A 25,165-nucleotide genomic window follows, 5' to 3' on the forward strand; every position below is an offset into this window, starting at 1 on the left:
TCAAATCTCCTTTTTATCAAACAAATAAAATCCTGCTGTAAAAAACAATATACTACACGCCATCAAAAACATAAAGATGCTGCTCATCTTGCCAATGGCCATCGAGCTGCCAATCCAGAGCATATGCCAATCTGTGTAAGCTGTTGGCGAGTAGGTTGCAATTTGCGGAATGAAAAAAGCAGCTACTTTAAACGCCAAATAAAGAAGAATGCTAACGGTCAATGCGGAGCTGCTGCTGGAGAAGAATTGCGCGAGAAGCACGGCTGCAATACTGAGCACAAGCAGAGGAATGAATGCTGAGCCATAGGCGAGGAACCAAGTAAGTACTGTACTTACGCCTCCGAAGTTTTGGAAAAATAAGGCGGACACGATCGAAGCCAGCAAACCTGCAATTAAATAAAGTGCAATGTACACGCCCAGCGCAATTTGCTTGGATGCAAAGACCTTAAACCGAGTGATGGGCCGAGTGAGTGTATTCTTCATCGTGCGTTCACCCATCTCACCAGCGAAAACATCCGCGGCACCCATGAACACGAACAAAGGCAAGAATATACTCGTAAACAAACCGAGCATGACGATAGGGAAATCACCCGATGCAATGGCTCCGATGCCGATGCCGCTTTGAAAGCGTGCAAGCAATAAGCCTGCAATAACCGGAAGAAGCAGCGTAACAGCTAGGAAGAAAATGGTTTTCTTCTTCGATGCGAGTTTAATCGTTTCGTTCCAGACGTTGGCGGTTAAGCTATGCATGGGCAGCGAGCCTCCTTACTTCATTGATTTCGCGCAAATACGCTTCTTCCAGCGTCGCGCTGCCTTTGGATAATTCGGATACGAGTCCCTCGCGAACAAGCCGTCCTTGGTGAATGATGCCCATGCGATTGCACATCAGCTCCATTTCATGAATGAGATGGCTGGAGATGAGGAAAGTAATTCGCTCTTCACGTGCTAGATGCATGATGATTTCCCGAATATGAACCATTCCTTCAATATCGAGCCCATTGGTCGGCTCATCGAGAATTAGCAGTTCAGGCTTCGACAGCATGGCTGCCGCTAGTCCGAGCCGCTGCTTCATGCCAAGTGAGTAACCCGCAACCTTTTCGTGCTGAAAAGGGGTGAGTCCAACGATCTCCAGCACTTCATCCACTCGCTGCTTGCCGATCCCAGGATAAAAGCGCGCCGCTAGCTCCAGATTCCGCTTACCGCTCATATAGGTATAAGCTTCAGCAGTTTCTATCAGCACGCCAACCTTTGCCATTGCCTGCTCATAATGCGTAGACACATCATGGCCGAACAGTTTTACTTCGCCTTGCTGCGCTCTGGTTAAACCAGTCATGATCTTCATGACCGATGTTTTACCAGCGCCATTGGGTCCGAAGAAACCATAGATATCGCCTTGCTGCACGGTCATATTCACTTGATGGATGCCGCGCAAATTTTTATAAGTTTTCGTGAGGTTCTTAATTTCTACTACAGGCTTCATGAACGGGCCGCCTTTCAGGATGAATGAGGAGGTCAACGATCGTTGAATCCTCCTCTCGTCTTTCTATTAATGCTTCTCTCCCCAGTTTTTGTGAGAATTCTCATCAAACTTCACATTTTCCACTTGTTTTCCGTTCAAATCAATCGTATCCGACGTTGTCGAGTTCAGGCTAGATAGTGTCACATCAACACTCAAGACCACATCATGCGCTGCACCCTGAGCGTCCTTACCGGAAATATGAATTTGTGCCGTTTGATTCGTAATGTGGTTATCCGCATCCACGCTAGCATTCACTTCGACTTCATCCATTTTGATGTCTGTTACAAGCTGAGGCAGGCTGTTTTTGAGTGTTGTTACATCTACACCAAGGGTATCCGCTTTAGCCGGTAGAGGACGGTGACTGTTCTCAACAGTGCCGTGTTTAATAACCAGAGAGCCAATTGTGTTCACAACAGGTGAAATCTGGCTACCGGACAGTTTGAAATGAATGTCCTTCACGTTACCAGGTGCTTCACTCATGGTTACATAGTTCTTCAGGTTACCAACCAATGCATCGACCACATTTTCCACTTCGCTAATCACTTGTGGGTCAGGTGTATGGTTTGCTTGATCATGTCCTTTGAACTTGGCCGGCATGCCTTCACCTTCCAGCACTTTATACACCTCGGAATCCTCGGTTTTTACAATCCGCTTCCCATCTTGGCTGTAGACGTGAATGGTTTGCTCATCCGTTCCACTTTTCACTGTAACTACAGCGCTGCCAGCGTGATCGACACCTGTGCTCTTAATCGTTGATTTCACATTGAGTAATGAAGCTCCATTGTCCTGTAGAGATACGTTCACCTGGCGAGTTACATTCTCCACTGCTGCTGTTTTTTTGAATGCTGATTTGAATGTTTCATACCCGGGAGCGTCTCCCACACCTGCATATACCGAGGTCACTAGCATCATGCTGCCTACCGCAACGCCTAATCCCATCATCGCTAACTTCTTATTCATATCTTATTTCCTCCGCGTATCTATACGCTTTATCTAATTTGGATGCGTTCCTCGCTTCCATGTATTCATCTTATCCCCTCCGCATTAACTGCCTCTAAATCACCTATTAACCGTGCCTAAAACAATTCTTAAAACTTTATTAAAAAAAGCCTCCAAAACCGCAAAATCTGCGGAGATGAAGGCTTCCATATATGGTCAATGACTAATACTGCTGCACCTTGTCTTTCATCTTAAGCATCCCTGAGTGGGATAGCTGGATATCTACCTTGATATCCCCTAATTGATAATCTTCCAGCGGTTTCTCTCCGTTAGATGTAAGCTTTGACCACTCGGGAAAGGCTTGTTTATATAACACATGTTCGAGCTGAAAAACATCCATATCGCGCTTTCTTCCCTGCTTAAACGTTTGCTCGATTTCCTCTGCGATTTGTTTGACAACCTGTTTTTGCAGCGTATCTTCATCAACGTTCTCCAGCAATTCGGCAACGATTGCCTTGGCTTCGATATGAATATCGAATAAGGGTTGATCTCCTTTCATTCGAGGTGTAATGCGGGCTTTAGGATTCTCAATAGTAACAGATAGTTCAGCCTTCCCATTTATAAAAACGATCAGAAGTGTCCGGACGGTGCTTTTTTCTATCCAACGCGCACCTTTGAACTCATCCTCTGAAAGCCATTCCACATGATTTTTTTTAGCTATCGCATATACACCGCTTACTTCTAATTTAGGATCTGGCTTTTCATTTTTCACCCACACGTCTTTACGAATGGTCAAAGAAGGCATCATTACCGTGTTCCCAGGCTCTCTAGTTAAGGCAGCAACCCTGTACAATCTGAGCGGACGAATATAAGATCGTTGAAGGTAATTCTCTACAGGCTGCATAAGAATAGAAGTCAGAGGGGAGACATTGAAAAAAGGGATCACCGAAAAAATCGTCTCTATCGGCTCATCCGTACTATAAACCCATGGGGTAAACCTTGTTTCACCATAGCGTACCAAACTGTCAGTAAATTTACCTACACCTTGCTTTAGAGCCTTTCTTGTAAAAACATAAGCACCCACATGCCCCCAAAAGACTCGCTGCTGTGTTGTTTTGTACAAGCGGGTGTAAGCATCATTAGCCGTGTCCCCTTCCTCTTGTCCGACCCAAATCATCGGGGGCCCTCCTTTACCCTCCTGTTTAGCCACGCTAGAAAAATCCAACATCTGACAATACACCACATAGCGCCCTTTTTGATAATCGAAGCCTATCGCTGTAATGTAATTCGTATCTTGGATCGTCTTTATATCCCAACAGCCTGTCTGACTAACCAGAAGCAGCATTCCGATAGCCAGTCGCCCTAAACCTTTCGTTATCATGAGGACTCCCCACCCTGGCGTGTGTCATCCTTCGTATGTAATGACTTCGGTCTTCGCTTTAATTTGTTCCACGGCTTGGCCAATACGGAAGGGATGATATCCCTGAATTGAGGCGGCGACAAAGGCGACAAGTAAGGCACACCGAAAGATTCTAAAGTTGACAAATATAAAATGAGCCCCATGAGGGATACCATAAATCCGTAAATACCGAAAATCGTGGATATGATCAAAATAATGATTCTCAGCACAGTGATCGTTCCCGCTAACGATTGATTCACTAGGGTGTACATCGATATCGTCGAAATGGAGGTCACCACTAATGTTGTAGGGCTCGTGATTCCTGAACGTATCGCTGCGTCCCCAACAATAAGCCCGCCAACGACAGTAACGGTTTGACCTACCACCTTGGGCAGCCTTGCTCCCGCTTCACGGAACATCTCGAATAGCAGCAGCATGATAATAAAATCCATCGGACCTGACAATGGTAATCCCAGCCTAGATGTGGCGATGGTGGCTACTAAGGGGTACGGGATTTGGTCCAAATTAAAGGCGGAAAGTGAAATCCAAAAACCAGGCAATAAGGCTGAAACGATCAACCCACCTATACGCAATACACGTTCGAACGCGACATAATAATACGGTGAATGCACATCTTCAGGGGATTTTAATATATACATTAAATTCGCTGGCGCAATAAGAGCCATAGGGGAACCATCCACTATGACCGCGAATCGTCCACGCAGCAAGCTATCCGCTACATAATCGGGTCTTCCTGCATAATCCAACAGGGGAAAGAAGGGATATTTGCGTCCAGACATCTCACCTTCTAATTGCGAGCTACTAATCAGGGCATCAACGTTAATGACTTGAAGCCGCTGCTTTGCTTCCTGGAGGATATTAGGATTTATTACATCGCCTATATAAAGAAGAGCAACGGAGGTGTTGCTTCTCTTCCCGATTTGCATTTTTTCAACACAAAGACTGCGCGTCAGCAAACGTTTGCGAACGAGTGCGATATTCGTAACGATGCTTTCTGTAAAAGCATCTCTTGGACCTTTGATGGATGTCTCTGTACTTGATTCCTCCGGTGAGCGGTTGGGTGGCGCCGAAATATCCAGTGCATACAGCAATTGCGTCTCTTCGAAAAATAAGATCAGTGATCCTGCATACAACGAAACCGTCATCGACTCTATGGCGTTAGAACCCGTAAATTCAATCAATTGAAGCATCGTATTCACATCTAGCTTAGACGAGTTAACATCAAGTTCATTTCTGAATAGACCCTCAAGCTTAGGCAGTACGAGATTTTCGATATGATCCATATTGATCATACCTTCACAGTACATGAGTAACACTCGCCCCTTCGGATGAGCATCCGATAATCGGTAAGATTTCACGATGACATCGTCAGACAACGCAAACCAATCTCGTAAATCCTGCTCATTCATTAGGCATTCTTCCCCTTTCGTCTCCCCGGCAGGATAGACATCACAAGCAAGACAAGAAGCAAGCTTAAGCCTATTCCAAACATGACGGGATAATATCTATTTTGAATCAGATCTACCAACTGATTATCTGTGACTGGATACAAGCTCACCGCAAGGAACAACAGGCTTATTCCTAGCAAGGTTAGGGTCCGTGTGCGCTTCTTTTTAATGCCAATAACATCCACACTAAGAAACATGAGCATCGACGTCCGGACACAAGCGCCTGATATCCATTGGAAAATAGATAAGAAATCCAAGTGGGAAATATATTTCCCCAAGGAAACCATGCGCCACTGTTCAAAGGCTGGATACCTAAAATCTGCGCTTTCAAAAGGACCAAAAATGGCAATGGAACCCGTTAACGGTCCTATAGTAAGTCCAATCACACATGCTGCAAGAATGAATAAAGCTGACAGCCGAATGCGTGTATCGACATGATGCTGAAGGAATACGATACTTAACAGTTCGAAGGAGGCGCCACAAGTAAGAATGATGGATGAAAGCGTAGACCCATAACCGTGTGTAAATAAAGGTGTAAGCAGGCTGTAGTCTTTATATTGGAAATTAGCTCCCATTACAAAAAAACCAAACAAAGCTACAACCGGCAGTAGAATGCCTGAGGTAATTGCAATCGCTCGCAACCCCGATCTCGCCGCGAAAAAGCAAAAGATCATAAACAGAAGACTAATCATAAATGGCGGTGTCCGAGGTAAATAGGTCACATGTGTCCATGTCACCATATCTTTTATGGTTATTATCGCATGCACAAAACAAATGGCAATAAGACCTAGTTTGAATGGAAAAACGACCACTTTTCCAAATTTTTGTTTCATCCACTCCATCATATTCTGCTGTTTCACACGTTTAACAACGATATAAAGTAGACATACCCATATGAGCAAAGGAATCAAGGCGACCGCTGCGCCGAACCAGGAATCACGCTTACCAACATGCAGCAGCACCGGAATTAATAAGACATGGTTCGTAATGCCAATGGATAGGATTAAGATAAAATATAATTGAAGCGCGGTAATTTTCTTGGTTCCATACATAAGCTAATCTCCCGCATTGGTATTAGGTGGAAACTTTTTATAAGTTAAGATTTCCTATTCATGTGGATTTATGCGGTGCGACAAATTAGATTTAGTCGCCTATCGAAATTAGGTCTTCAATCGATTGCAAAAAGAGAAGAGAGGGTGTAAATTTAATGAATAATTACATCGTACGTGAGCTTGGTGAAGGGTGGGGTGAAAGAATGTTTACGGAAGAAGAAAAGGAAGGTTTGTATAAGAGCATTTATACAAGACGAGATGTACGAACATTTTTATCGGATCCTATCCCGGAAGAAACAATAATGAAATTGTTAAATGCAGCGCACCATGGTCCTTCAGTTGGATTTATGCAACCCTGGAATTTTATCATCATTTCTACGGATAAAGTGAAAGAGCGTTTGGCTTGGGCGGCAGATAAAGAGAGACGGGCTTTGGCCATTCATTATGAAGATACACGTCAAGACGAATTTCTAAATCTCAAGATCGAAGGCATCAAACAGGCCCCTATCACGATTTGTGTTACTTGTGACCCAACGCGCGGCGGTTCTCATGTGCTAGGAAGAAATTCTATACCAGAAACCGATATCATGTCCGTTGCTTGCGCGATTCAAAACATGTGGTTAGCAGCATGTGCAGAAGGATTAGCTATGGGTTGGGTAAGCTTCTATAAGAAAAATGATGTGCGAGATATCCTAGGGATACCTCCTCATATTGATCCAGTAGCATTGCTATCTATTGGATTCACAGAAAATTATCCAGAGAAGCCCATTTTGGAAACTGCTAATTGGGAAAAACGCAGGAGCCTGAATAATTTGATATTCAGCGAGACTTGGGGAAATTCAAAAAGTTGACAACAAGAAAAGCCGCCTTCCGATTAATCGGAAGGCGGCTTTGTGCATCCTATTTTATATTAGAATGTTGCAAGAATGATGACTAACAGAATGTACAGTACCAATACGACAGCTGTGCTAGAATATCCAACGCCTGACATGGTGCTTCCTCCCTTCTGCCTGCAAGAACCTTTTCTTTGTTGTTGCTCGATATATCCTATGTCGGGCAGGGCAGATAGGTATAGACGTATGTCTATTTATTCAGGAGAAAAGGTGTCAATTCACCTAGATAGAATACGTCTAGGTGATGAAGTGCGCGGGTACAAGCGGTGTAAAACAGCTTGCGTTCCTTCGCTTCCGCGTAGACAGCCGCCCCGGCATCGTAGAGAATAACGGCGTCGAACTCGAGCCCTTTGGCGAGGTACGCCGGCAGGATCATGACGCCTGCCTCATAGTGCAGCGTCTCTTTGGTGATCCGCGCGAGTCCCGGCAGCAGCGGCTTAAGGCTATCGTGCGCGCTTCGCGTCTCGCGCTCGGTCTTGCAAATGATCGCGACGGAGCTTGCGCCGCCGTCGCGTCTGGCCTTGGCCGCCTCAGCCACGAGGCGGCTGAGTTCGGTCTCGTCTGCCGCGCGCAGTACACGCGGCGCCTCGCCGCTGCGGCTGAACGGCTCGATCGGCTCGCCGCCAGGCAGTACGCGACTAGCGAAATCGACGATTTCGCGCGTCGAGCGGTAGCTCTTGACGAGGCGGATTGTCTCCGTCTCATCTTCCTTCATCAGCTCGCTAATGGAGCTGTACTCGCTCGTTTGCCCCTCGCCATCCGTACTGCTGCTTGCGTTCGCATGCGTGAAGATCCCTTGATTCCAATCCCCGAGCAGGGTGAACCGAGCGCGTGGGAACAGCTTCTTCAAGTACGCATAGTGAAACGGCGAGTAATCCTGCGCTTCATCCACGAGACAATAACGGATGGTACCTACGCGCAGTTGGCCCTCAACAAGGCCCTTCAAATAGACAAGAGGTGTCGCATCTTCGTAATGCAGCATTCCCCCAGCAAGCGCATCAGCCGTGAAGGTACTTATCGTATCCCAAGCTGCAGGTAGACGCTGCTCTGAATGGTGCATAAGCTCTTGATGCAGCTCACTATTCGTATAAAGATCTTGATACATCCCGAGCACGTCCACATAAGCGAGCTTTCGCGCCTTCTCCTTAAGTGGAGCGATCGCTTTATGCGCTTTGACCTTGCTCATCTTTTTCATCTCTGGCTCGGTGCCCAAATATTTCGGCTCCCGCACCATTTTACGATAAAACCTCTTCTGTACATCCGCTTGAAACTCATCCAGCTTCTCCAGCATCCACTCCGATAATTGTTCCATCCGTTCACCCAGAGCAAGAATAGAGGACTTGCTGTAAAACCGTTCGCTAAGCTCATCCGCAGTAATCAACACTTTCTTACCGACGGATAAATCGAGAAAACGAATGCCGCCATTTTTCAGTTTCTCTCCGTAGGCCTCAATGACGCTGAGAAAAGCAGCGGACGTTTTGTAATGAATGCTTTGCAGCCGTGCTGCGTATGCGGGATCTTGATCCGTCCCCGTAAGGATGAACTCCAATTGATCGTAGGGATCTTCCAGCGTCAGACCCATGTCGCTTAATTTATGTGTTAAATAGTCTTGGAATGTTGTCTGCTGCATGGTAGCTTCGCCTAGCTCCGGCAGTACGTGAGATACGTAGTCGCTGAACAAGGAGTTCGGCGAGAACAAAATCATATTGTCGGCGCTAAGCGTCGTCCGATATTTGTAGAGCAAATAAGCGATACGCTGCAGCGCGACGGAGGTTTTACCGCTGCCGGCGGCCCCTTGCACGACGAGTACCTTGTGCCGATCATCGCGGATGATCTGGTTCTGCTCGCGCTGGATCGTCGTGACGATGCTATGCATCTTCTCGTCAGCGCTGCGGCTCAGCATCTGCTGAAGCATCTCGTCACCGATGGAGATCCCCGTATCGAACACATCCTGCAGCACGCCGGCTTTGATGATGTACTGCCGCTTGAGCATCAGCTCACCGCTGACATCCATCTCTGGTGTCCGATATGTCGCTGGACCCGGCGGATAGTCATAGAACAAGCTGGCTATGGGCGCACGCCAGTCGTAGATAAGAATTTCATCCGTCTTGGCATCTATAAAAGATGTCAATCCGATGTAAATCTTCTCGCGCTCCTGCTCCCCGCGCTCCTTGAAATCAATGCGGCTGAAATACGGCGCATCGACGACACGCTGCAGCTTACGCAGCGCATCCTGCGCCAAGCGGTAGCTGCGTTCTTGGCCCTGCAGCACATGCTCCTGCTGGGCCATACTCGCTGCCGTCTCAATCAAATCATCCGCATTATCCGCATTGACCGAGATATCATCCCAGAAACTGCGGCCAATCGCTGTCGCTTCGGATCGGCGCTCATCCACCGTTTGGCGCAGCTCTTCAATTCGCTGCTGTATATTGGCACGTACAGAGGCAACGCGCTGCGTTTCCCTCTCCCGTTCTTCGTTCTCTATAGGCATACGGTCTCACTCCACTTCTATCTATTTATATACCCCGTGGATCACCTCTTCAAACTCAGGCTCTTCCATATGTACATCGTCCATATCGCCCCAGCTGCTGACGATACGCAGCACTTCCATCGCTTTCAGCTCCTGGCGGTTGCAAGCGATCGTGAGACTATTCGCTTCTTGCTCCACCACGCGAAACGGAAGCTCCCAGCTAGCAGGAACTTGTATTTCACCTCGATAAGTGACCTTCATCATCGTTGGTAAACCAATGCGATCCCGCAGCTCATCGATCGACCCGTCATAGCCAATTTGCCCATGATTAATGACGATGACTCGTTTACACAATTGCTCGATATCATCCATATCATGCGTTGTCAGCAGAATCGTCTTACCGAAATCTCGATTTAAAGTCTGAAGAAAGCCGCGAATGTTCCGCTTGGCGACAACATCCAACCCGATGGTAGGCTCATCCAGAAACAAAATATCCGGATCATGCAGCATCGAAGCCGCCAAATCGGCCCGCATCCGCTGCCCAAGGGAAAGCTTCCGGACAGGCGTATCCATCAGCTCCTTCAGTTCAAGAAGCTCAGTCAATTCGCCTAATCTGCGGCGTGCGGTGCTTTCCTCCACCCGATACATCGCCGTTAGAATTTCATAGGAATCCTTAACCGGCAGATCCCACCACAGCTGACTGCGCTGACCGAATACAACGCCAAGCTGCTTTACGACTCGTCTTCGATGCTTCTGAGGACTATAGCCGTGAATGAGCACTTCGCCGGAGGTTGGATGTAGAATGCCGGTGAGCATTTTGATCGTCGTAGACTTTCCTGCTCCATTAGGTCCAATATACCCGACGAACTCGCCAGATTCAATCTCGAAGCTTACATCGCGTACAGCTTCCTTCTCTTTATAGGCTCGTGAGAACAAAGTTCGAATACCTGAGAACTTGCCTTCTTTGACTATCGGAGTTTGAAAAGTTTTGCGTAAATTCGTTACGGTTATCATGTTTCTTGTGATCCCTCCTTGTATGAAGCCCTCGGTTAACTTCCTGTGCTTTGATAGCGAGATAATCCTAACTTCCAGAAACGCATAGCCAGCCAGAGCGCAACGAATGAAACAGTAATGGTTCCTATCAGCATCCCGATACCGCCTTGATGTCTCAGCAAATATAAGGTAGGTATGTAATTGACGAAGCCTACCGGAACGAGTACCAATAGCGCTCCCTGCAGCCACTTGGGATACAAAGAAAGCGGATAGCGCGCCGCGGTTTGGGAAGCGTCTTCGGTCATATTTTGCAGGGATTCAATCCGTGTCAGCCAGAAGCCGGCAGCCGCAGTTGCCAAGCCTATGGCGAATAAAATAATGGCACCCGTTAGGATAATTAACACCGTTAAAGGAACGGCTGACCATCCGATTTGTCCATCAGCCATTAAAGCTTTCATAGCAATAAACAATAAAATGATACCTTGCCCTACTTCGGCAAATAAGAGCCGTGAATTTTGTGTCATCAGCGCTAGCAGTACAGGGACAGGCCGTGTGAGAAGCGCATCCAGATCACCCGAAACGAGATATTTCTCTAGATGATGCACATCGGAAGCTAGCGTGCGATAAATCGCTTTGGATATCATCATAACCCCGTACAGATAGCACACCTCATACAGTGTCCAGCCTTTGATATTGCCAAAACGCATCATCACCAACGCCACCATCAGAAATTCTGAGATATGTACAAAGGAAGCCATCACAGTCGAAAAAAAGAAATTAAACTTATACTGCATACGGCTTCGCAAGCTCGCCTTGATCAGCAGCATATAGAGCCTCACTGACATCATCCGCCCTGCACCTCCAGCTTTCTGCGTACCCCCTGCGTAACCGCCAGACAGACGCAAGTAAACCCGATGCCCCAAGCAAGAGCGCCGAGCACAACAGTTCCTTGTTCAAGCTGCATGTAGATACGAGTTGGGTAATAGAGTAGATAAGGATATGGAGTGTAAAAGCTAATCGTGCGGAGCCAACCTGGCAACCATTCTAGAGGAATGAAAAAACCAGAGAGCAGTGTACTGAAGGAATAATTAACCCAGTAAAACCAACGAGATTCTGTGGTCCACAAGGCTGCTACGCCTATCAAATAATTTGTGCAAATGGAGATATATGCCGCCAAGACGAGCGCAATCGCTGTCCAGCCATAAACCGAAGCGTGATGTGGAAGCTGTAAGGAGAAAATGAAGTAGTAGAGGGCATAAATCGGGATAAATTTATAAAGAAACTGATAATATACCTGGCCCCATTCCCGGCTCATCGCCTGACAGAATAAGTGTACAGGCCGCATGAGATCGACCGCAATTTGCCCGGTGCGCACCGATTGCTCGAGTCCGAGTCCATTCGTCGTGAACTGCGTAATCCAAAGGATCGCTTGGTTAAAAGCAATATAACCTACAATCCCTTTCGCACCGTATTCGCCGAGTGAGGAGTCGCTCCCCAAACCGGTCCAGATGCTAGCATAAATGAAGCCAAACACCGCACTCACCGCATTGTGCAGCAGATGCGAACCGCGATACTGCAAATTCCTCGCATACGCCTTGCGCGCCAAAACCGCGAAAAGCATAAAACACCTCCTGAGCTGTTTTGATCCTTATCAACTAGCTTTTTTTGCAGCCGCCGCGTAGAGACGGAAGTCTATATTACCAAAATTCCCCTAACCATGGCAATGATTATTTTTTGTTGCAGATGACGCCTCCTCCAAAAACGAAAAAGTCCCCATCTCGTCGCTCAAAGCAACAAAATAGGGACTTCTTTTACTGCGCGCTCACCGGCTTAGCCGGCGGGGAATTGTTGCTCACTCCCGCAGCTTGCGGAGGAACATTTCCTTCATTAAACTCAGCGTTATAGCTATCCTGACTGGTTTTCGTCAAATATTCATGATCGATGTGTTCAGCCAAATACTGCTTACCGAATAGTAAATCGTACTGCACATTCCTATAGTCATCACGGAGTGCTTGCACCGATTCGGGGACTCCAGCATGGAGTTCTTGGTTCGCATCAACGACAAGATTACTCAGTAGTCCTGGCACTTGCGCCGCCAATTCGGCATTCAACTTGAAATTAGCTGGTTTCTCCATATGCAGCATATCCAGTACATGGGCACCAAGGAAGGAATCACTGAGCAGTGGAATGTCCTGCTTCGGCATATCGAAGTTCGACCAAGTAACAAGCGGGATGCTATGCATCTTCTTCACTTCTTCCAGCGACCAATTATTCGCGTTGCTCGTTTGGATGAAACCTGCTTCCTTATACACTTGATAATCTAATCCCAGCATCGGCAAATGATCCCCATAGAATACGATCATCGTCGGTTCATCCGATTCCTGGAAGTGATCGATCAGCATTTGTAAGCTTTGATCCGCATCGTGCGCGCCCTGCGCGTATGTCTCAAGAATCGTTTTTGCTTCAGGCGTCAAGTCACCTTGCGCTTTGAACTGATTTTCTCCATACCGAGGTTCATCGTAGGGTCCATGATTTTGCATGGTTACCGTGTACATAAACATAGGATCTTCGGTTTTATCTACTTCGTCTATAATGCTCCTAGACACTTCAGCGTCCGAGATAAAGTAACCTTTCATTTCCGGATTCACGAAATGTTCACTGCTCTTAAAGCTTTGGAAGCCTAACTCCTTATACACCGAATTACGGTTCCAGAACCAGCCTTCATAGGAGTGAATTCCCATACTTTTGTAGCCCTGATCGGCAAAATAACTCGCCAAGCTCGGTACAGGTTTCGTTATATATTGTTGATACGGAATGGACCCTCCTGGCAGGAAGCTCATCGAATTCCCCGTCAACACTTCGAATTCTACATTGCTGGTACCGCCACCGAATTGGGGGGACAACAGGTATCCGGATGTTGACTCCTTCTGCAAGCGGTGGAGGGTGGGTACCGGATCTTCACTGAACTTCACGTTCGTTAGCAAAGTTGGATCCCAAAACGCTTCACTCATTATGAAAATCACGTTCGGCTTCTTCCCTTTTAGAGAATCAGCATCTACGGACTTTTTCAGTCCTGCCTTTTGCATGCCTACCTCTTGGAGATTAGCTGCAACGGCTGCAATGCTCTGATCACTATACGTTTCTGGTTTTTGAACGATCGAATTTTTGACATTGAGGGTGAAAGCTAGCGCTAGTCCATTATTCGCATAGTTTTCTTTCTGATTCCATACAATTTCGTTTACACCTATATGGTCAAGAATTTTGCCAGCTAACGGTGTTTTGATTGCAAATGCATACAAGGCATAGAGCGAGAACAGCCCTAAACCAATTCGACTGATGATAGATAAAGATACACGTGGGAGTACCCATTTTAATAAAAATACAAGGATGACCGCGATGACCACAATTCCGATTCGGAGAAGTGCAGCTTTCCCTGTTACGAGCGAAGCTATATCCATACTTTCTTTGTTCAGCAAAATATCCCACGGGAAGAATGGCTCCCCAATCATTTTCACCTTCATATAAGAGATCAGTGCCATTAGGCCAAGCAATAAGGTTGCGATGGATCCGGAAATAGCTAATGATCCTACAACAGCATAAATGAAAGCTAATAAACAGAAGGATATGGCTACATTTAATAGAAAAAGTGATCGGTTAGATGTTATCCATTGGACCGTTTCATGCAAAGTACCACGTTCGAGAAGTTCCATTCCCGCTACAGAAAGTATAGGTAAGCATATCATAAATAATAAAAGCGAAATCGTCGCTCCCAGACGGTTTGGTCTCATCTTCTTAGGAAGATGGTTCCGGGGCTTCAAATTCAAGTGCATATTGCATCACTCTCCTCTTGCCCCTATTATAAACACCAATTGTGAAGAAATTATGTAGCTAACCTTAAAGGAAGCTTAGTTTTACCATAAAATCCCATTATTTAAGCCCTGCCAGCCATGACGCTAGCGCCTTCAATTCTTCCTCTTTCATTGTCACTTGGAACGGCGGCATTCCGCCACCACCCTTTTGAATACGCTTTATGATCTCCGCTTCATCTAAACGTTCTCCCACTTTTTGGATATTAGGGCCTTGTCCACCCTGTAATTGATTACCATGACACGAGATGCAGAAATTTTGATAAAGCTTAGGAACATCCACTTTGACCGCCGCCGGCTGCGATTCATTTTGTTTATTTCCACAGGCAGATAAGACGAGAGCCAGAACAATTACACTAAACAGCTTTAATTTCATACGCACGAAACTCCTTCAATCTGTTGTATTTCTCTCATCATACCAGAGCAGTGAATGTAAAATAAAGGAGTCCGCCCAAGTGCAGGATTTTCCCGAAATATACCTTTATTTATCCTTGGACGGATCTCACGGAATCGATGGATGGCCCCATGCAACAATACAACAAAGCCGGATTAAACTCATCGGGAAAAACTTTGTTTTTTAAAATAAAATTTCAAATACATTATTGAATGTTGAAATATTATTTTGTATGCTAAAGGCAGCCGAAATTTTTTATAAGAGAAAGGAAGAAAGGAGGATAACCGTTTATTCGGCTTTCATGTAAGCGAATACATAATGAGAAGGAAGTGAATCCCATTTGAAGAAAACAGCTCAAAGTCGCACGGCATCTATCCATTTTACCATGGCCTTATTCATATTCTTGAGCACGATCATGTTCGGTGTACCCGTTGCTAGCGCGGGCACGGAGGCTGCTTTGATCTCAGATGCGCAGGCGTTAGCCGGCGTCCAGGCTGCCGCTGGTGTGGAAGGCTTTGAACAAACGGCTAATCTCTTCTCGTCCTCGGCGAGGGCGACGGCAAGCATCGGACTTATCAGCCGACCTGAAACCATTTATTACGGCTATCATGCTGTTAATTTGTCCTACGATTTTACCGGCACTACCGGAACGTCGGCAGCTTACGTCAACTTCAAGGATCCGGACGGCACAACAGGCAGAACACTGCAGGGACTTCCGAAGAGACTCGGCCTCTGGGTGTACGGTGATGGCAACAACCACTGGCTGCGCACCCAAGTCAAAGATTCAGCAGGAACCGTCACGACGCTTGACTTCACATCCAGCAACGGGCTGAACTGGACCGGCTGGAAGTACATCACGGTCTCCGTTCCGAGCTCGCTGAGAGCTCCGATCAAGCTCAATCAAATCTATGTCGCGGAGACCAAGGACAACAACAAAAACAAAGGTGCGCTTTATTTTGACCAGTTGACGGCGTTTTACACGGATTCGACCGTTAACGGGCTCGATTTAGTAGATCTGCCTCCGCTTCAGGTTGGGGAATCGAAGAAGGCGCAAGTATTCGCGACTTACCAAAACGCGGTGGAGCCGGTCCCCGTTACAAGCGGGCTATCCTTCCGCAGCAGCAACGAGCAGGTCGCAACCGTCGACGCAGACGGCACAGTTCGGGCGCTGCAGTCAGGCACAGCTACGATCTATGCCTCCTATGGGACGGCACCAGAAGCATCCTACGTGCTGACAGTATCAACAAGTGCAGCCGTGCCGTCGAAATTAGAGCAATCTTCCTTGGAGAAGTTGGAATCCGGCTCCACGAACAAAATTCGCCTCTACGCCGTGTACCCTGAAATGACTGAACCCGTTACCGTGCGGAGCGGAGCAACGTTTGAAAGCAGCACTCCTGATGTTGCAACCGTCGATGTCGATGGCGTAGTGAAGGCCGTAAAACCCGGAACGACAACGATCACAATATCCTATAAGGGCATCTCAACAGCTTACACGCTGAATGTAAACGCCCCTGTACCCATATTGCAGAGCATCAAGCTGACCGAGCTCCACACAATGACAGTTGGCGATACCTTGCAAGCGAAGACTCTCGGCACCTACACATGGCTTCCGGAGCCCGTTCAATTGATTAACGGTGTAACGTATACGAGCAGCAACCCGACGGTCGCCGCGGTGAGCGCAAGCGGTTTCGTTACGGCGCTGAAATTCGGCACCTCACGGATTACTGCGATGTATGGCGGAAAAACGAGCGATTTCTACTTGGTGGTGAACAAAGTGGCCGCCATTCCGAAGTCCGAGCTCAGAGCTGCGTGGATTGCTACAGTCGACAATATCGACTGGCCGGACAAAGGCGTAACGGACCCGGAGCAGCAAAAGCGCGATTTCACAAAGCTGCTTGACCAGCTGCAAGCTACGGGGATCAACGCGGTCATCGTGCAGGTAAAGCCGACGGCGGATTCCTTTTACCCGTCCCAATTTGGTCCTTGGTCGGAATGGCTGACGGGCGTGCAGGGCAAGGATCCCGGCTATAACCCGCTTGCGTTCATGCTGGAGGAAGTGCATAAGCGCAATATGGAGTTCCACGCTTGGTTCAACCCATACCGGATCAGCTTAGAGGATCGTCTCGACAAGCTGGTATCGGATCACCCGGCGCGCCAGCATCCGGACTGGGTCGTTTCGTACGGCGGGAAGTTGTATTTCAACCCAGGAATTCCGGAAGCGAAGCAGTTCATCATGGACGGCATTATGGAAGTCGTGAATAATTACGATGTCGACGCGGTTCATTTTGACGATTATTTCTATCCGTACCCGGTCAGCGGTGTCGACTTCCCCGACCAAGATGCTTTCCAGAAATACGGTGCGGGCTTTGCAAGCAAAGCGGACTGGAGACGTAACAACGTCAATTCGTTCGTACAGGAGATAGGCACCAGAATCAAGCAGGAGAAAAACTACGTCAAATTCGGTATCAGTCCGTTCGGCATCTGGAGGAACAAAGGGGAAGATCCTGCAGGCTCCGATACGAACGGTCTCAGCAGCTACGACGCTATTTATGCGGACTCGAAAAAATGGATCGACCAGCAATGGATCGATTACATCACACCGCAAATCTATTGGTACATGGGCTATTCGCCTGCCGCCTACGACAAGTTGATCGAATGGTGGAACGGCGTTACTACCAACAAAAACGTTCACCTCTACAGCGGCCAGGCCACCTACCGCATCGGCTCAAACGATCCGAGTTGGCTGAACCCGAACGAAATGCCAGACCAAGTAAGCTATAATCGTAATTTCGGCAACGTCAAAGGAAGCATCTTCTTCAGCGCCAAATGGCTGCCGGCGAATCCGCTGGGCTTTACGGACCGATTAAAAACCGATCTCTATCGCTACCCGGCCCTTGTCCCTGCGATGCCTTGGCTTGACAATCAAGCGCCGAACACCCCTGTTCTCGCTTCCGCCATCCGCAAACCATCCGGCGTGGAGCTTACTTGGGCCAATGGTACAGCAGACGCAGCCTACTATGTCGTTTACCGTTTCGAGGGCGATACGGCAGGAAGCTTACAGGATGCGTCGAAGATCGTCGCAACCCTCCGCAAGCAGGAGAGCGCGAAGGGATCGTTCGTCGACCGGACTGCCGTTGACGGCGCGCGGTATACTTATGTCATTACCGCTGTGGACCGCCTCCACAACGAAAGTGCGGCCAGCAATGCGATTGCGATAACGAACGTACTTGATGTGACAGCACCTGTGACGACGGTAAGCGTTGAAGGAACGATGCATAACGGCTGGTACGTTTCGGAGGCGACAGTGAAGCTTACGGCGACGGACGACCTAACCGGCGTCAGTTCCACGCAATACAGCACCGATAACGGCGCAAACTGGCAGCCGTACGGCGGGCCTGTTAACGTTGAGGTCGACGGCGGGACCACCCTTCTTTACCGGTCCGAGGATGCCATCGGCAACGTGGAACAAGTGAAAAGCACGGTAATTCGCATCGACCGGTCCGCCCCAGTGATTCAAATTGGCGGCGGAGCCACTTACTCCGTAGATCAAACCGTTCAAATAAAATGTACCGCTTCCGATACGGTTTCAGGCCTCGTCTATAATCCTTGCTCCGCGCTCCTTGTCGATGCTCCGGCCTATGAGATTGGTCTCGGCTCGCACGTCGTGACCGTCGACGTTCAGGATGCCGCAGGTAACACAGCCTCCGCATCGATTACGTACACGGTGCAGGCGACCGTTAGTTCCATTTCAAACGTAACCCGTACATTTGTGACAGGACCGGGAGCAGACGGGGTTACGAACTCGCTTGTGAAAAAGCTTGAGAACGGTAATTACGATGCTTTTATCAATGAAGTGCAGGCACAAACCGGCAAAAGGCTGACGGCTCACCAGGCCGACGTCTTGATCCGTTTGGCTGCTTCTCTGCAATAAATCGTATATAGTTAAAAACTCCCTTGCTCCGTCCGGAACAAGGGAGTTTTTTTGACCTATTTTTACCCCGCTGTGCAAAAATCCCTACCTTAGGGTACTCGATATTATTTCGAAGGTGCCTGGCATCGAACAAATGACTTCTAGGTGGGAATAATCCTCGCTCCCCTGTACGCTTTCTTCACTAAATTCGCTTGTGAGTTCAATAGTGGATAAAAAGACATGGCAAGGGCATTAACCCGGGCCATGTCTTAATTTTCATACTAATTTCAACCGAATGACGTTCCACGATGCTTTACCAAGTATCGCCTGAATCTGGCTGTTTGACGATATGGCCGCATTACCTCCTGTGTGAGGCTTCACCCGATCCTGGGCATCAATGGTATTCGAAGCTTTCAGATCATCGTTCTCCAGAACGATATGCTCAATAACTCGGCATTCACCAAAACTGCGAAGATCCAACTCCAGCGGAAGTGCTTCCTCCAGATGACGGTTAACTGCGAAGATCGTCACTTCGGACTTGTCTTCATTATGAACGGCAACTGCTTCTAGGTAAGGCACATCCGTATAATCCTTCGCATCGTATTTCGGCGATTTGATCAGCGGCACAAGAACAGTCCCGCGTCCAAACACACTTGTATGCATGTATGGATAGTAGATCGTTTGTTTCCAGGCTGCTCCCCCATTCGCTGTCATGATCGGTGCGATGACGTTAACGAGTTGTGCCAAACAAGCCATCTTCACACGATCCGCACGCTTCAACATGGAGATAAGCATACAACCAACTAACAAGGCATCTTCGTGGTTGTAGATGTCTTCAAGCTGCGGTGGCGCGATGGACCAAGGCTCTATTTTGCGGTCCGCCTCGTTGGAGTGATACCAAACATTCCATTCGTCAAAAGATAAGTTGATTTTCTTCTTTCCGCGCTTTTTGGCCTGAATGTAATCCGCGGTCGAGATCACTGTATTGATGAACCGATCCATGCCCATAGATTGTGCGAGGAAATTGGCAGTATCTTTATCACGATTGCCATAATATTGGTGCAGGGAAATATAATCAACGTGATCATACGTATGCTCAAGTACAGTCGCTTCCCATTCAGGGAAAGTCGGCATAGTTAGACTGGAGCTGCCACAAGCAACAAGTTCGATCGAAGGGTCTACCCACTTCATGACTTTGGCCGTTTCACAGGCTGCACGTCCATATTCCGCGGCTGTTTTGCTGCCTATTTGCCAAGGGCCATCCATTTCGTTGCCTAAGCACCAAGTTTTGATATTATGAGGCGCCTTGTACCCATGACTAATCCGTAAATCACTCCAGTAGGTACCGCCTTTGATATTGGAATATTCAATGATATCTCTTGCCTCATCCGGACCGCGAGTCCCTAGATTAACGGCCATCATTGCTTCTGTATTTGCTTTGCGGCACCAATCCATGAATTCGTTCAGACCAACCAAGTTAGGTTCAATGGTGCGCCAAGCCAGATCAAGTCTCTTCTTACGTCCTTCTAACGGCCCAATGCCATCCTCCCAGTTATAACCGGATACAAAGTTACCTCCTGGATAACGAACGATCGGAACATCCAAACCTTTTACCAGTTCCAGTACGTCTGCTCGAAAGCCTTGCTCATCCGCTTGCGGATGTCCAGGTTCGTAAATTCCGCCATAGACCGCGCGTCCCAAATGCTCAATAAATGAGCCATAAATACGAGAATCTACTTCTCCGATTTTAAAATCTTTGTCGATAATCATGCTCGCTTTCATAGACATTGCTTTCACCTCGTAGTATGATTAATAAAAATATGAATCAATTAATATATTTATAATGCTATTGACTATATTAAACAATAATCAGAAGATGATTTCAAGCTTTTTATCTGCCTTCTGTTGAATTCACATTTTTATTAATTAGTCTACTTATGAGGAGATTGTCCGATGATCCAAACGACAACAGACCGCAAATGGCTGCCATTGTATGAAGCGCTGGCAAGCGATGTGCGGCTTAAGATACTGGAGCTGCTTGCTGAGAAAGAGATGAATGTCAAGGAATTAGCCCATATGCTCGGATTAAGCAGCGCCATCGTAACTATGCATGTAAAAAAGCTCGAGGCTGGGGGGCTTATTCAGACAGCATTAGTTCGAAAGCAAGGCGGCACGCACAAAATGTGCAAGTTGGCCCTCTCCCGCATCGAAATGCGGCTCCCGCAGTCAATCGAGCAGCAGCGAGCGTTCGATGAAGTTGCGATTCCGGTTGGCCACTACACACGCTTCGATGTGCATCCAACCTGCGGTTTGGCTACGGCTGATCATGTGATTGGTCAGTATGATGATCCGCGCTTCTTCTTTGAACCGGAGCGGATGCATGCCAAGATTCTTTGGTTCGGCAGCGGCTTCTTGGAGTATCGCATTCCGAACTATGTGCTGCCCGGTCAGACACTTGAGGAAATCGAAATTTCGCTAGAAATTGGCTCCGAAGCACCAGGAATTGAAGCAAATTGGCCGTCCGACATTCATTTTTACGTCAATGATACGCTGCTCGGCTATTGGACGAGTCCCGGTGATTCGGGACAAGGCCGCGGCCAACTCACTCCTGCCTGGTGGCCAGATTCAATCAACCAATATGGTTGGTTGAAGATCATCCGCGTCACGGAGCAGGGAACGTTCCTTGATGGACAGCGGCTATCGGCTGTCTCGATCAAGGATATCCTCATGTCCCGCAACGAGTGGACACTGCGGCTCGAAGTGCCGAACCATGCGGCGCATGTCGGCGGTTTGACCTTGTACGGTGAGGGGTTTGGCAACTACAACCGTGACATTCTGTTTCGCACCTACCGTAGGTAGGGGGCTTGTGTACACGCATGAATAGGGGCTGTCCTAAGTCATATCGCCAACTGAGTCCGAGAAGCCGGAAATCGACTTCTCGGCAGACCTTTCCCGCGCGTCCATGCAGATTAAGCTCGGAAAACGCGCTTATTCTGGAGCGGTCGAACAAATAAGCGCGAAATACGCGCTTACAGCGTGAGCTATGCGAGCCGAAGCTCGCCCACTGAGTCCGAGAAGCCGGAAATCGATTTCTCGGCAGACTATCTTGAGCTTTTACTTTAGCGTAGCTAGCAGGTTTGACTGCACTCACTCATCCCTCCTCCACATGCTTGATCAAAGTAGGGGTTCCTCCCCCCTGAGCTTTTGTTGTCCTCATTGCATCGGTATTACAACCCCCGCAGGCTTCCCTCCCGCAGCTCGCCCCTATTAGTTGTGCCTAGCTTGGCTAGGCGCGCTATGTAAAAAAGAGCCCGTAGGCTCTTTGAACTTGAACTTCTTTTGAAATTTTTTGAATTTCTTTTGAATTTCTTTTGAAATTTAACACTCATCTCACAATTGCTGCTCTTAATCGATTAACACCAAATTCCAAATACCCCTTGAAACAGGTCAACATATAAACCCAACCTTCTTTATTATCTATCAATTGACTGATTAGGTCCCCATCATTTTCATTAAAACCTTCTTCGTTAACTTCAATAACGGTACTCGAATGATCGAACTCTTTCAGCGTAATCGTAACAACATTACCTTCATCTGTTGCACCCCACTGGAAAACGATTTTCTTATTTACCTCGATTTCCAATACTTTTATATCCAATTGTGCATCATATTCATCATATCTCCATGTAATCGTCTTACCTTGCTCCAATCTTCCAGAACCGGAAGAAAACCAATAATTGGACATTTTCACAGGGTCTATAAGAGCTTCAAATACTTCATTAACGGGCTTAACTATTTTAAATTTCGTAAGGTTGTTCATCCTAAATCAACTCTCTTTCGATGTAATTGTGATTAGTTAAATGGAAATAGGCGGCAAGGTGTTCCCAGTTTCGAGTAAACTCTTTAAGTTGCTCAGAATGGCTGGCCATCCATTATTTAATCCCTCAAACGTGTCTTCTCTATCCACGATGTCAGTAGACGCTAGATTATCATGCTTAAGTGTCAGTTTGACCGTCGAATCTAATGCTTTCAACTCAAAAGTGACCCGTGACGGCTGCTTACGAGAAGTTTCATCTCCTATCATGTTCCATGTAAAAGAAAGTAAACGATGCGGCTCGCATTTTAGTATGATTCCGTGATCGGTGACTTGTCCATTCCGCGAATAGGTAACGTTAGAGCCTTCTTGCCAATCAGATTGGATTTTGCTTCCGAAGAAGTATTTTTCGGTAAAATCGCTGCTTGTCAAAGCTTGCCAAAGCTTTTCAGGCGTCGTCTTGATGTAAGTTACATAAACAAATGCTGCATCAGTCATTTTAATCCTCCATATTTGAGCTTGCTCAAAATCACTCCGCTTCAAGCTGCTTTTTAAGTTCAAGCAATGCTTCGATGCGATCACGATCATATTTGCTGATCCAGCGGTCATAAATCTCTCCAATGGGTTCAACATTTAGATAATGAATTTTATTTCGGCCTTGCCAATCAATATAAATCAGATTCGCTTCCTCCAAAATAAGCAGGTTTTTCGTTACTGATTGACGCGTCATTTCAAGATGATCACATAGTTCATTTAATGTCTGGCCATTTTTCTTGAAGGGCTCATCAAGGAGTTGTCTTCGGCTTGAATCAGCAAGAGCTTTAAATACTTTATCCATGCCATCATTATATGCAGCCATTTGTCCGCATTTCAAATTTGGTTTATTGGTGTATCCTGCCTGTTCGTTCCATTCTCGAAACAAAAAAGACACGGAAGAGCAATCCCGTGCCTTTCAGAAACAAATGGTGTTGTTTGTCCAACCAACCTCGTCATACTCACGCTATGCATGCATGCCCATACCAGCAGCCTCGCTGCTCCCAGAAACAGCAGCGCTCTTATCCCGCGCCTCCGCCCGGCGCAAATACTTCTGTTGGCGCCAACGGATGACAACGAGGATGCCGCGCAAATATTCGTCGCAGATCATAGCGACATAAATACCCGCAAGTCCCCAGCCCATGTGCAAGCCCAAGACATAGGAAAGGCCCGCGGCCACTCCCCACATCGAGAACAGCGAGATAATCATATTGTAACGGGTATCGCCTACCGCGCTCAGCGCATTACCGAAGCCCATATTGAGCATTCTCCCTGGCTGCAGGATGAGCGTCAGCACCAAACAGGAGAGTCCCAGCTTAATAATATCCGCGTCTGAGGTGAAGAAGCCGAGAAAGCTTTTGCCGATGAGAAAGAGAATGATGCTGTTGAACCCAACCAGACCGAGTCCAATCCATGTTCCTCGATATCCGCTCTTATAAGCTTCTTTGATATTTCCGGCTCCATACAGATGAGCAATCTGAATTTGAACAGCTAAGGCAATGGAGTAGCCTAACATAAAACAAATCGACTCGAGCGTGTTCATATACGTTCTCGCAGCCAATTCCTTAGCTCCCATCGTGGCTAGAAATGTGTAGATCGTCAACTGCGTCAATACCCAGGAAGACATGTTCACGCCGAGCGGCCAACCTATTTTCAAAATATCACCAAACAGCTTTCGATTAAATACGATAAGATCCCGCCACTCCATCCTCCGCTCGAACGCGGAAACGAACATAAACAGCAGCAAACACGTCGCCAACAATCGGCTCACGAGGGTCGAAATGGCCACACCTGTTAAACCCAGTTGAGGAAATCCGAGCTCTCCATATATAAATCCGTAGTTAAACACGATGTGTACAACATTCATACCAATAGCCGTAATCATCGGCCCCTTGGTGTTCCCCGTATTCCGAATCACGGTGCTAAGCGCCGCCGTCAAAGCTGTTAAAACCATCCCGCTCCCCACAATCGAGATATAGGTTTCAGCCAGAGGAAGCAGCCGCTCCTCCAAGTGGAACAGATTAGCTAGAGGGCGAGCCTCCATATAAAGAATCACACTCAGCACACTGCCTATCACTGCGCTGACGGTTACGGCCATAATGGCAACGGTGCGCGCAGATTCATTCTGCTTGGCTCCTATTTTCTGAGCAATCAAAATCCCGGCTCCACTCGCAACCGTCATAAATAAGATCATCATCGATTGGAACAGTTGGTTCGATAAACCGACCACCGCCACCGCATCATCCGATACGCGGCTCACCATTAAGGTATCGACGGCTCCTAAAAGCAATTGCAGAAGCAACTCGACGAAAATAGGCCAAGCTAGAAGCCATAGTGTAAACTTATTTTTCTCTTTGACCATGTTTTTCACCATCCGATTATCATCTCTCTTTTTGTATAAATGAAACTTTGTT

General features: G+C 47.4%; 20 protein-coding genes and 1 pseudogene. 3 read left to right on the forward strand and 18 right to left on the reverse strand.

The genetic code is table 11. From position 1 onward, the window contains the following. From GC098_RS32865 to GC098_RS32890, 6 genes are all read right to left on the reverse strand, one after another. The gene (locus tag GC098_RS32865) at positions 1-750 is read right to left on the reverse strand and encodes a DUF2705 family protein (protein WP_171648122.1); all 750 of its coding nucleotides are present in this window, start codon (positions 748-750) and stop codon (positions 1-3) included. After that, positions 743-1,480 carry an ABC transporter ATP-binding protein gene (locus GC098_RS32870; protein ID WP_171648124.1) on the reverse strand — a complete coding sequence of 246 codons (738 nt, stop codon included), beginning with the start codon at positions 1,478-1,480 and terminating at the stop codon, positions 743-745. Before GC098_RS32870 ends, GC098_RS32865 begins: the two co-directional genes overlap by 8 nt. A 66-nt stretch (positions 1,481-1,546) precedes the next feature. Further along, on the reverse strand, positions 1,547-2,479 hold the full coding sequence (locus GC098_RS32875; RefSeq protein WP_171648126.1) for a hypothetical protein: 933 nt from the start codon (positions 2,477-2,479) through the stop codon (positions 1,547-1,549). 202 nt (positions 2,480-2,681) lie between these two features. Beyond that, on the reverse strand, positions 2,682-3,839 hold the full coding sequence (locus tag GC098_RS32880) for a Ger(x)C family spore germination protein (protein ID WP_171648128.1): 1,158 nt from the start codon (positions 3,837-3,839) through the stop codon (positions 2,682-2,684). Beyond that, a complete protein-coding gene (locus tag GC098_RS32885) occupies positions 3,836-5,287 on the reverse strand; it encodes a spore germination protein (RefSeq protein ID WP_171648130.1) in 1,452 nt (483 codons plus the stop codon). The genes GC098_RS32880 and GC098_RS32885 overlap by 4 nt, the downstream gene beginning before the upstream one ends. Further along, positions 5,287-6,378, reverse strand: a complete 1,092-nt coding sequence (locus GC098_RS32890) for a GerAB/ArcD/ProY family transporter (RefSeq protein WP_171648132.1) — start codon at positions 6,376-6,378, stop codon at positions 5,287-5,289. Before GC098_RS32890 ends, GC098_RS32885 begins: the two co-directional genes overlap by 1 nt. Before the next feature lie 203 nt (positions 6,379-6,581). Here GC098_RS32890 and bluB point away from each other — a divergent pair, with 203 nt between their 5' ends. Next, positions 6,582-7,229, forward strand: a complete 648-nt coding sequence (bluB, locus tag GC098_RS32895; protein ID WP_171648196.1) for a 5,6-dimethylbenzimidazole synthase — start codon at positions 6,582-6,584, stop codon at positions 7,227-7,229. A gap of 232 nt (positions 7,230-7,461) precedes the next feature. Here the strand turns inward: bluB and helD are convergent, their stop codons facing one another. From helD to GC098_RS32925, 6 genes are all read right to left on the reverse strand, one after another. Further along, entirely contained in the window at positions 7,462-9,762 is a 2,301-nt protein-coding gene (gene helD, locus GC098_RS32900) for an RNA polymerase recycling motor HelD (protein ID WP_171648134.1), read from the reverse strand. 21 nt (positions 9,763-9,783) lie between these two features. Beyond that, positions 9,784-10,755 carry an ABC transporter ATP-binding protein gene (locus GC098_RS32905; protein ID WP_171648136.1) on the reverse strand — a complete coding sequence of 324 codons (972 nt, stop codon included), beginning with the start codon at positions 10,753-10,755 and terminating at the stop codon, positions 9,784-9,786. Between the two features lie 35 nt (positions 10,756-10,790). After that, positions 10,791-11,582, reverse strand: a complete 792-nt coding sequence (locus GC098_RS32910; RefSeq protein WP_171648138.1) for an ABC transporter permease — start codon at positions 11,580-11,582, stop codon at positions 10,791-10,793. Next, entirely contained in the window at positions 11,579-12,355 is a 777-nt protein-coding gene (locus GC098_RS32915) for an ABC transporter permease (protein ID WP_171648140.1), read from the reverse strand. The genes GC098_RS32910 and GC098_RS32915 overlap by 4 nt, the downstream gene beginning before the upstream one ends. A gap of 190 nt (positions 12,356-12,545) precedes the next feature. Further along, a complete protein-coding gene (locus GC098_RS32920) occupies positions 12,546-14,564 on the reverse strand; it encodes an LTA synthase family protein (RefSeq protein ID WP_171648142.1) in 2,019 nt (672 codons plus the stop codon). 97 nt (positions 14,565-14,661) lie between these two features. Further along, positions 14,662-14,976 carry a c-type cytochrome gene (locus tag GC098_RS32925; RefSeq protein WP_171648144.1) on the reverse strand — a complete coding sequence of 105 codons (315 nt, stop codon included), beginning with the start codon at positions 14,974-14,976 and terminating at the stop codon, positions 14,662-14,664. A 358-nt stretch (positions 14,977-15,334) separates the two neighbouring features. On the opposite strand from GC098_RS32925, the gene GC098_RS32930 reads away from it, so the two are divergent. Next, on the forward strand, positions 15,335-18,925 hold the full coding sequence (locus GC098_RS32930) for a family 10 glycosylhydrolase (protein ID WP_246359108.1): 3,591 nt from the start codon (positions 15,335-15,337) through the stop codon (positions 18,923-18,925). A gap of 43 nt (positions 18,926-18,968) precedes the next feature. On the opposite strand, the pseudogene GC098_RS40510 reads toward GC098_RS32930, so the two are convergent. Together GC098_RS40510 and arfA are read right to left on the reverse strand one after the other, a co-directional pair. Then, a pseudogene (locus GC098_RS40510) lies at positions 18,969-19,120 on the reverse strand (tRNA (N6-threonylcarbamoyladenosine(37)-N6)-methyltransferase TrmO); the annotation flags it as partial. Between the two features lie 60 nt (positions 19,121-19,180). Further along, complete coding sequence (gene arfA / locus GC098_RS32935) at positions 19,181-20,692, reverse strand: arabinosylfuranosidase ArfA (protein ID WP_171648145.1); 1,512 nt, start codon at positions 20,690-20,692, stop codon at positions 19,181-19,183. Between the two features lie 165 nt (positions 20,693-20,857). On the opposite strand from arfA, the gene GC098_RS32940 reads away from it, so the two are divergent. Next, a complete protein-coding gene (locus GC098_RS32940) occupies positions 20,858-21,763 on the forward strand; it encodes an ArsR/SmtB family transcription factor (RefSeq protein WP_171648147.1) in 906 nt (301 codons plus the stop codon). A gap of 526 nt (positions 21,764-22,289) precedes the next feature. On the opposite strand, the gene GC098_RS32945 is transcribed toward GC098_RS32940, so the two are convergent. From GC098_RS32945 to GC098_RS32960, 4 genes are all read right to left on the reverse strand, one after another. Then, complete coding sequence (locus GC098_RS32945; RefSeq protein WP_171648149.1) at positions 22,290-22,724, reverse strand: SRPBCC family protein; 435 nt, start codon at positions 22,722-22,724, stop codon at positions 22,290-22,292. Between the two features lie 36 nt (positions 22,725-22,760). Continuing rightward, on the reverse strand, positions 22,761-23,216 hold the full coding sequence (locus tag GC098_RS32950; protein ID WP_171648151.1) for an SRPBCC family protein: 456 nt from the start codon (positions 23,214-23,216) through the stop codon (positions 22,761-22,763). Between the two features lie 31 nt (positions 23,217-23,247). Next, positions 23,248-23,649: an ArsR/SmtB family transcription factor gene (locus GC098_RS32955; protein WP_216625507.1), complete on the reverse strand. Its 402-nt coding sequence runs from the start codon at positions 23,647-23,649 to the stop codon at positions 23,248-23,250. Positions 23,650-23,718: 69 nt separating this feature from the next. Further along, entirely contained in the window at positions 23,719-25,113 is a 1,395-nt protein-coding gene (locus GC098_RS32960) for an MATE family efflux transporter (RefSeq protein ID WP_171648153.1), read from the reverse strand. Positions 25,114-25,165: the final 52 nt, after the last annotated feature.

Origin of the sequence: Paenibacillus phytorum (assembly GCF_013141715.1) — a bacterium.
GTDB lineage: Bacteria > Bacillota > Bacilli > Paenibacillales > NBRC-103111 > Paenibacillus_E > Paenibacillus_E phytorum.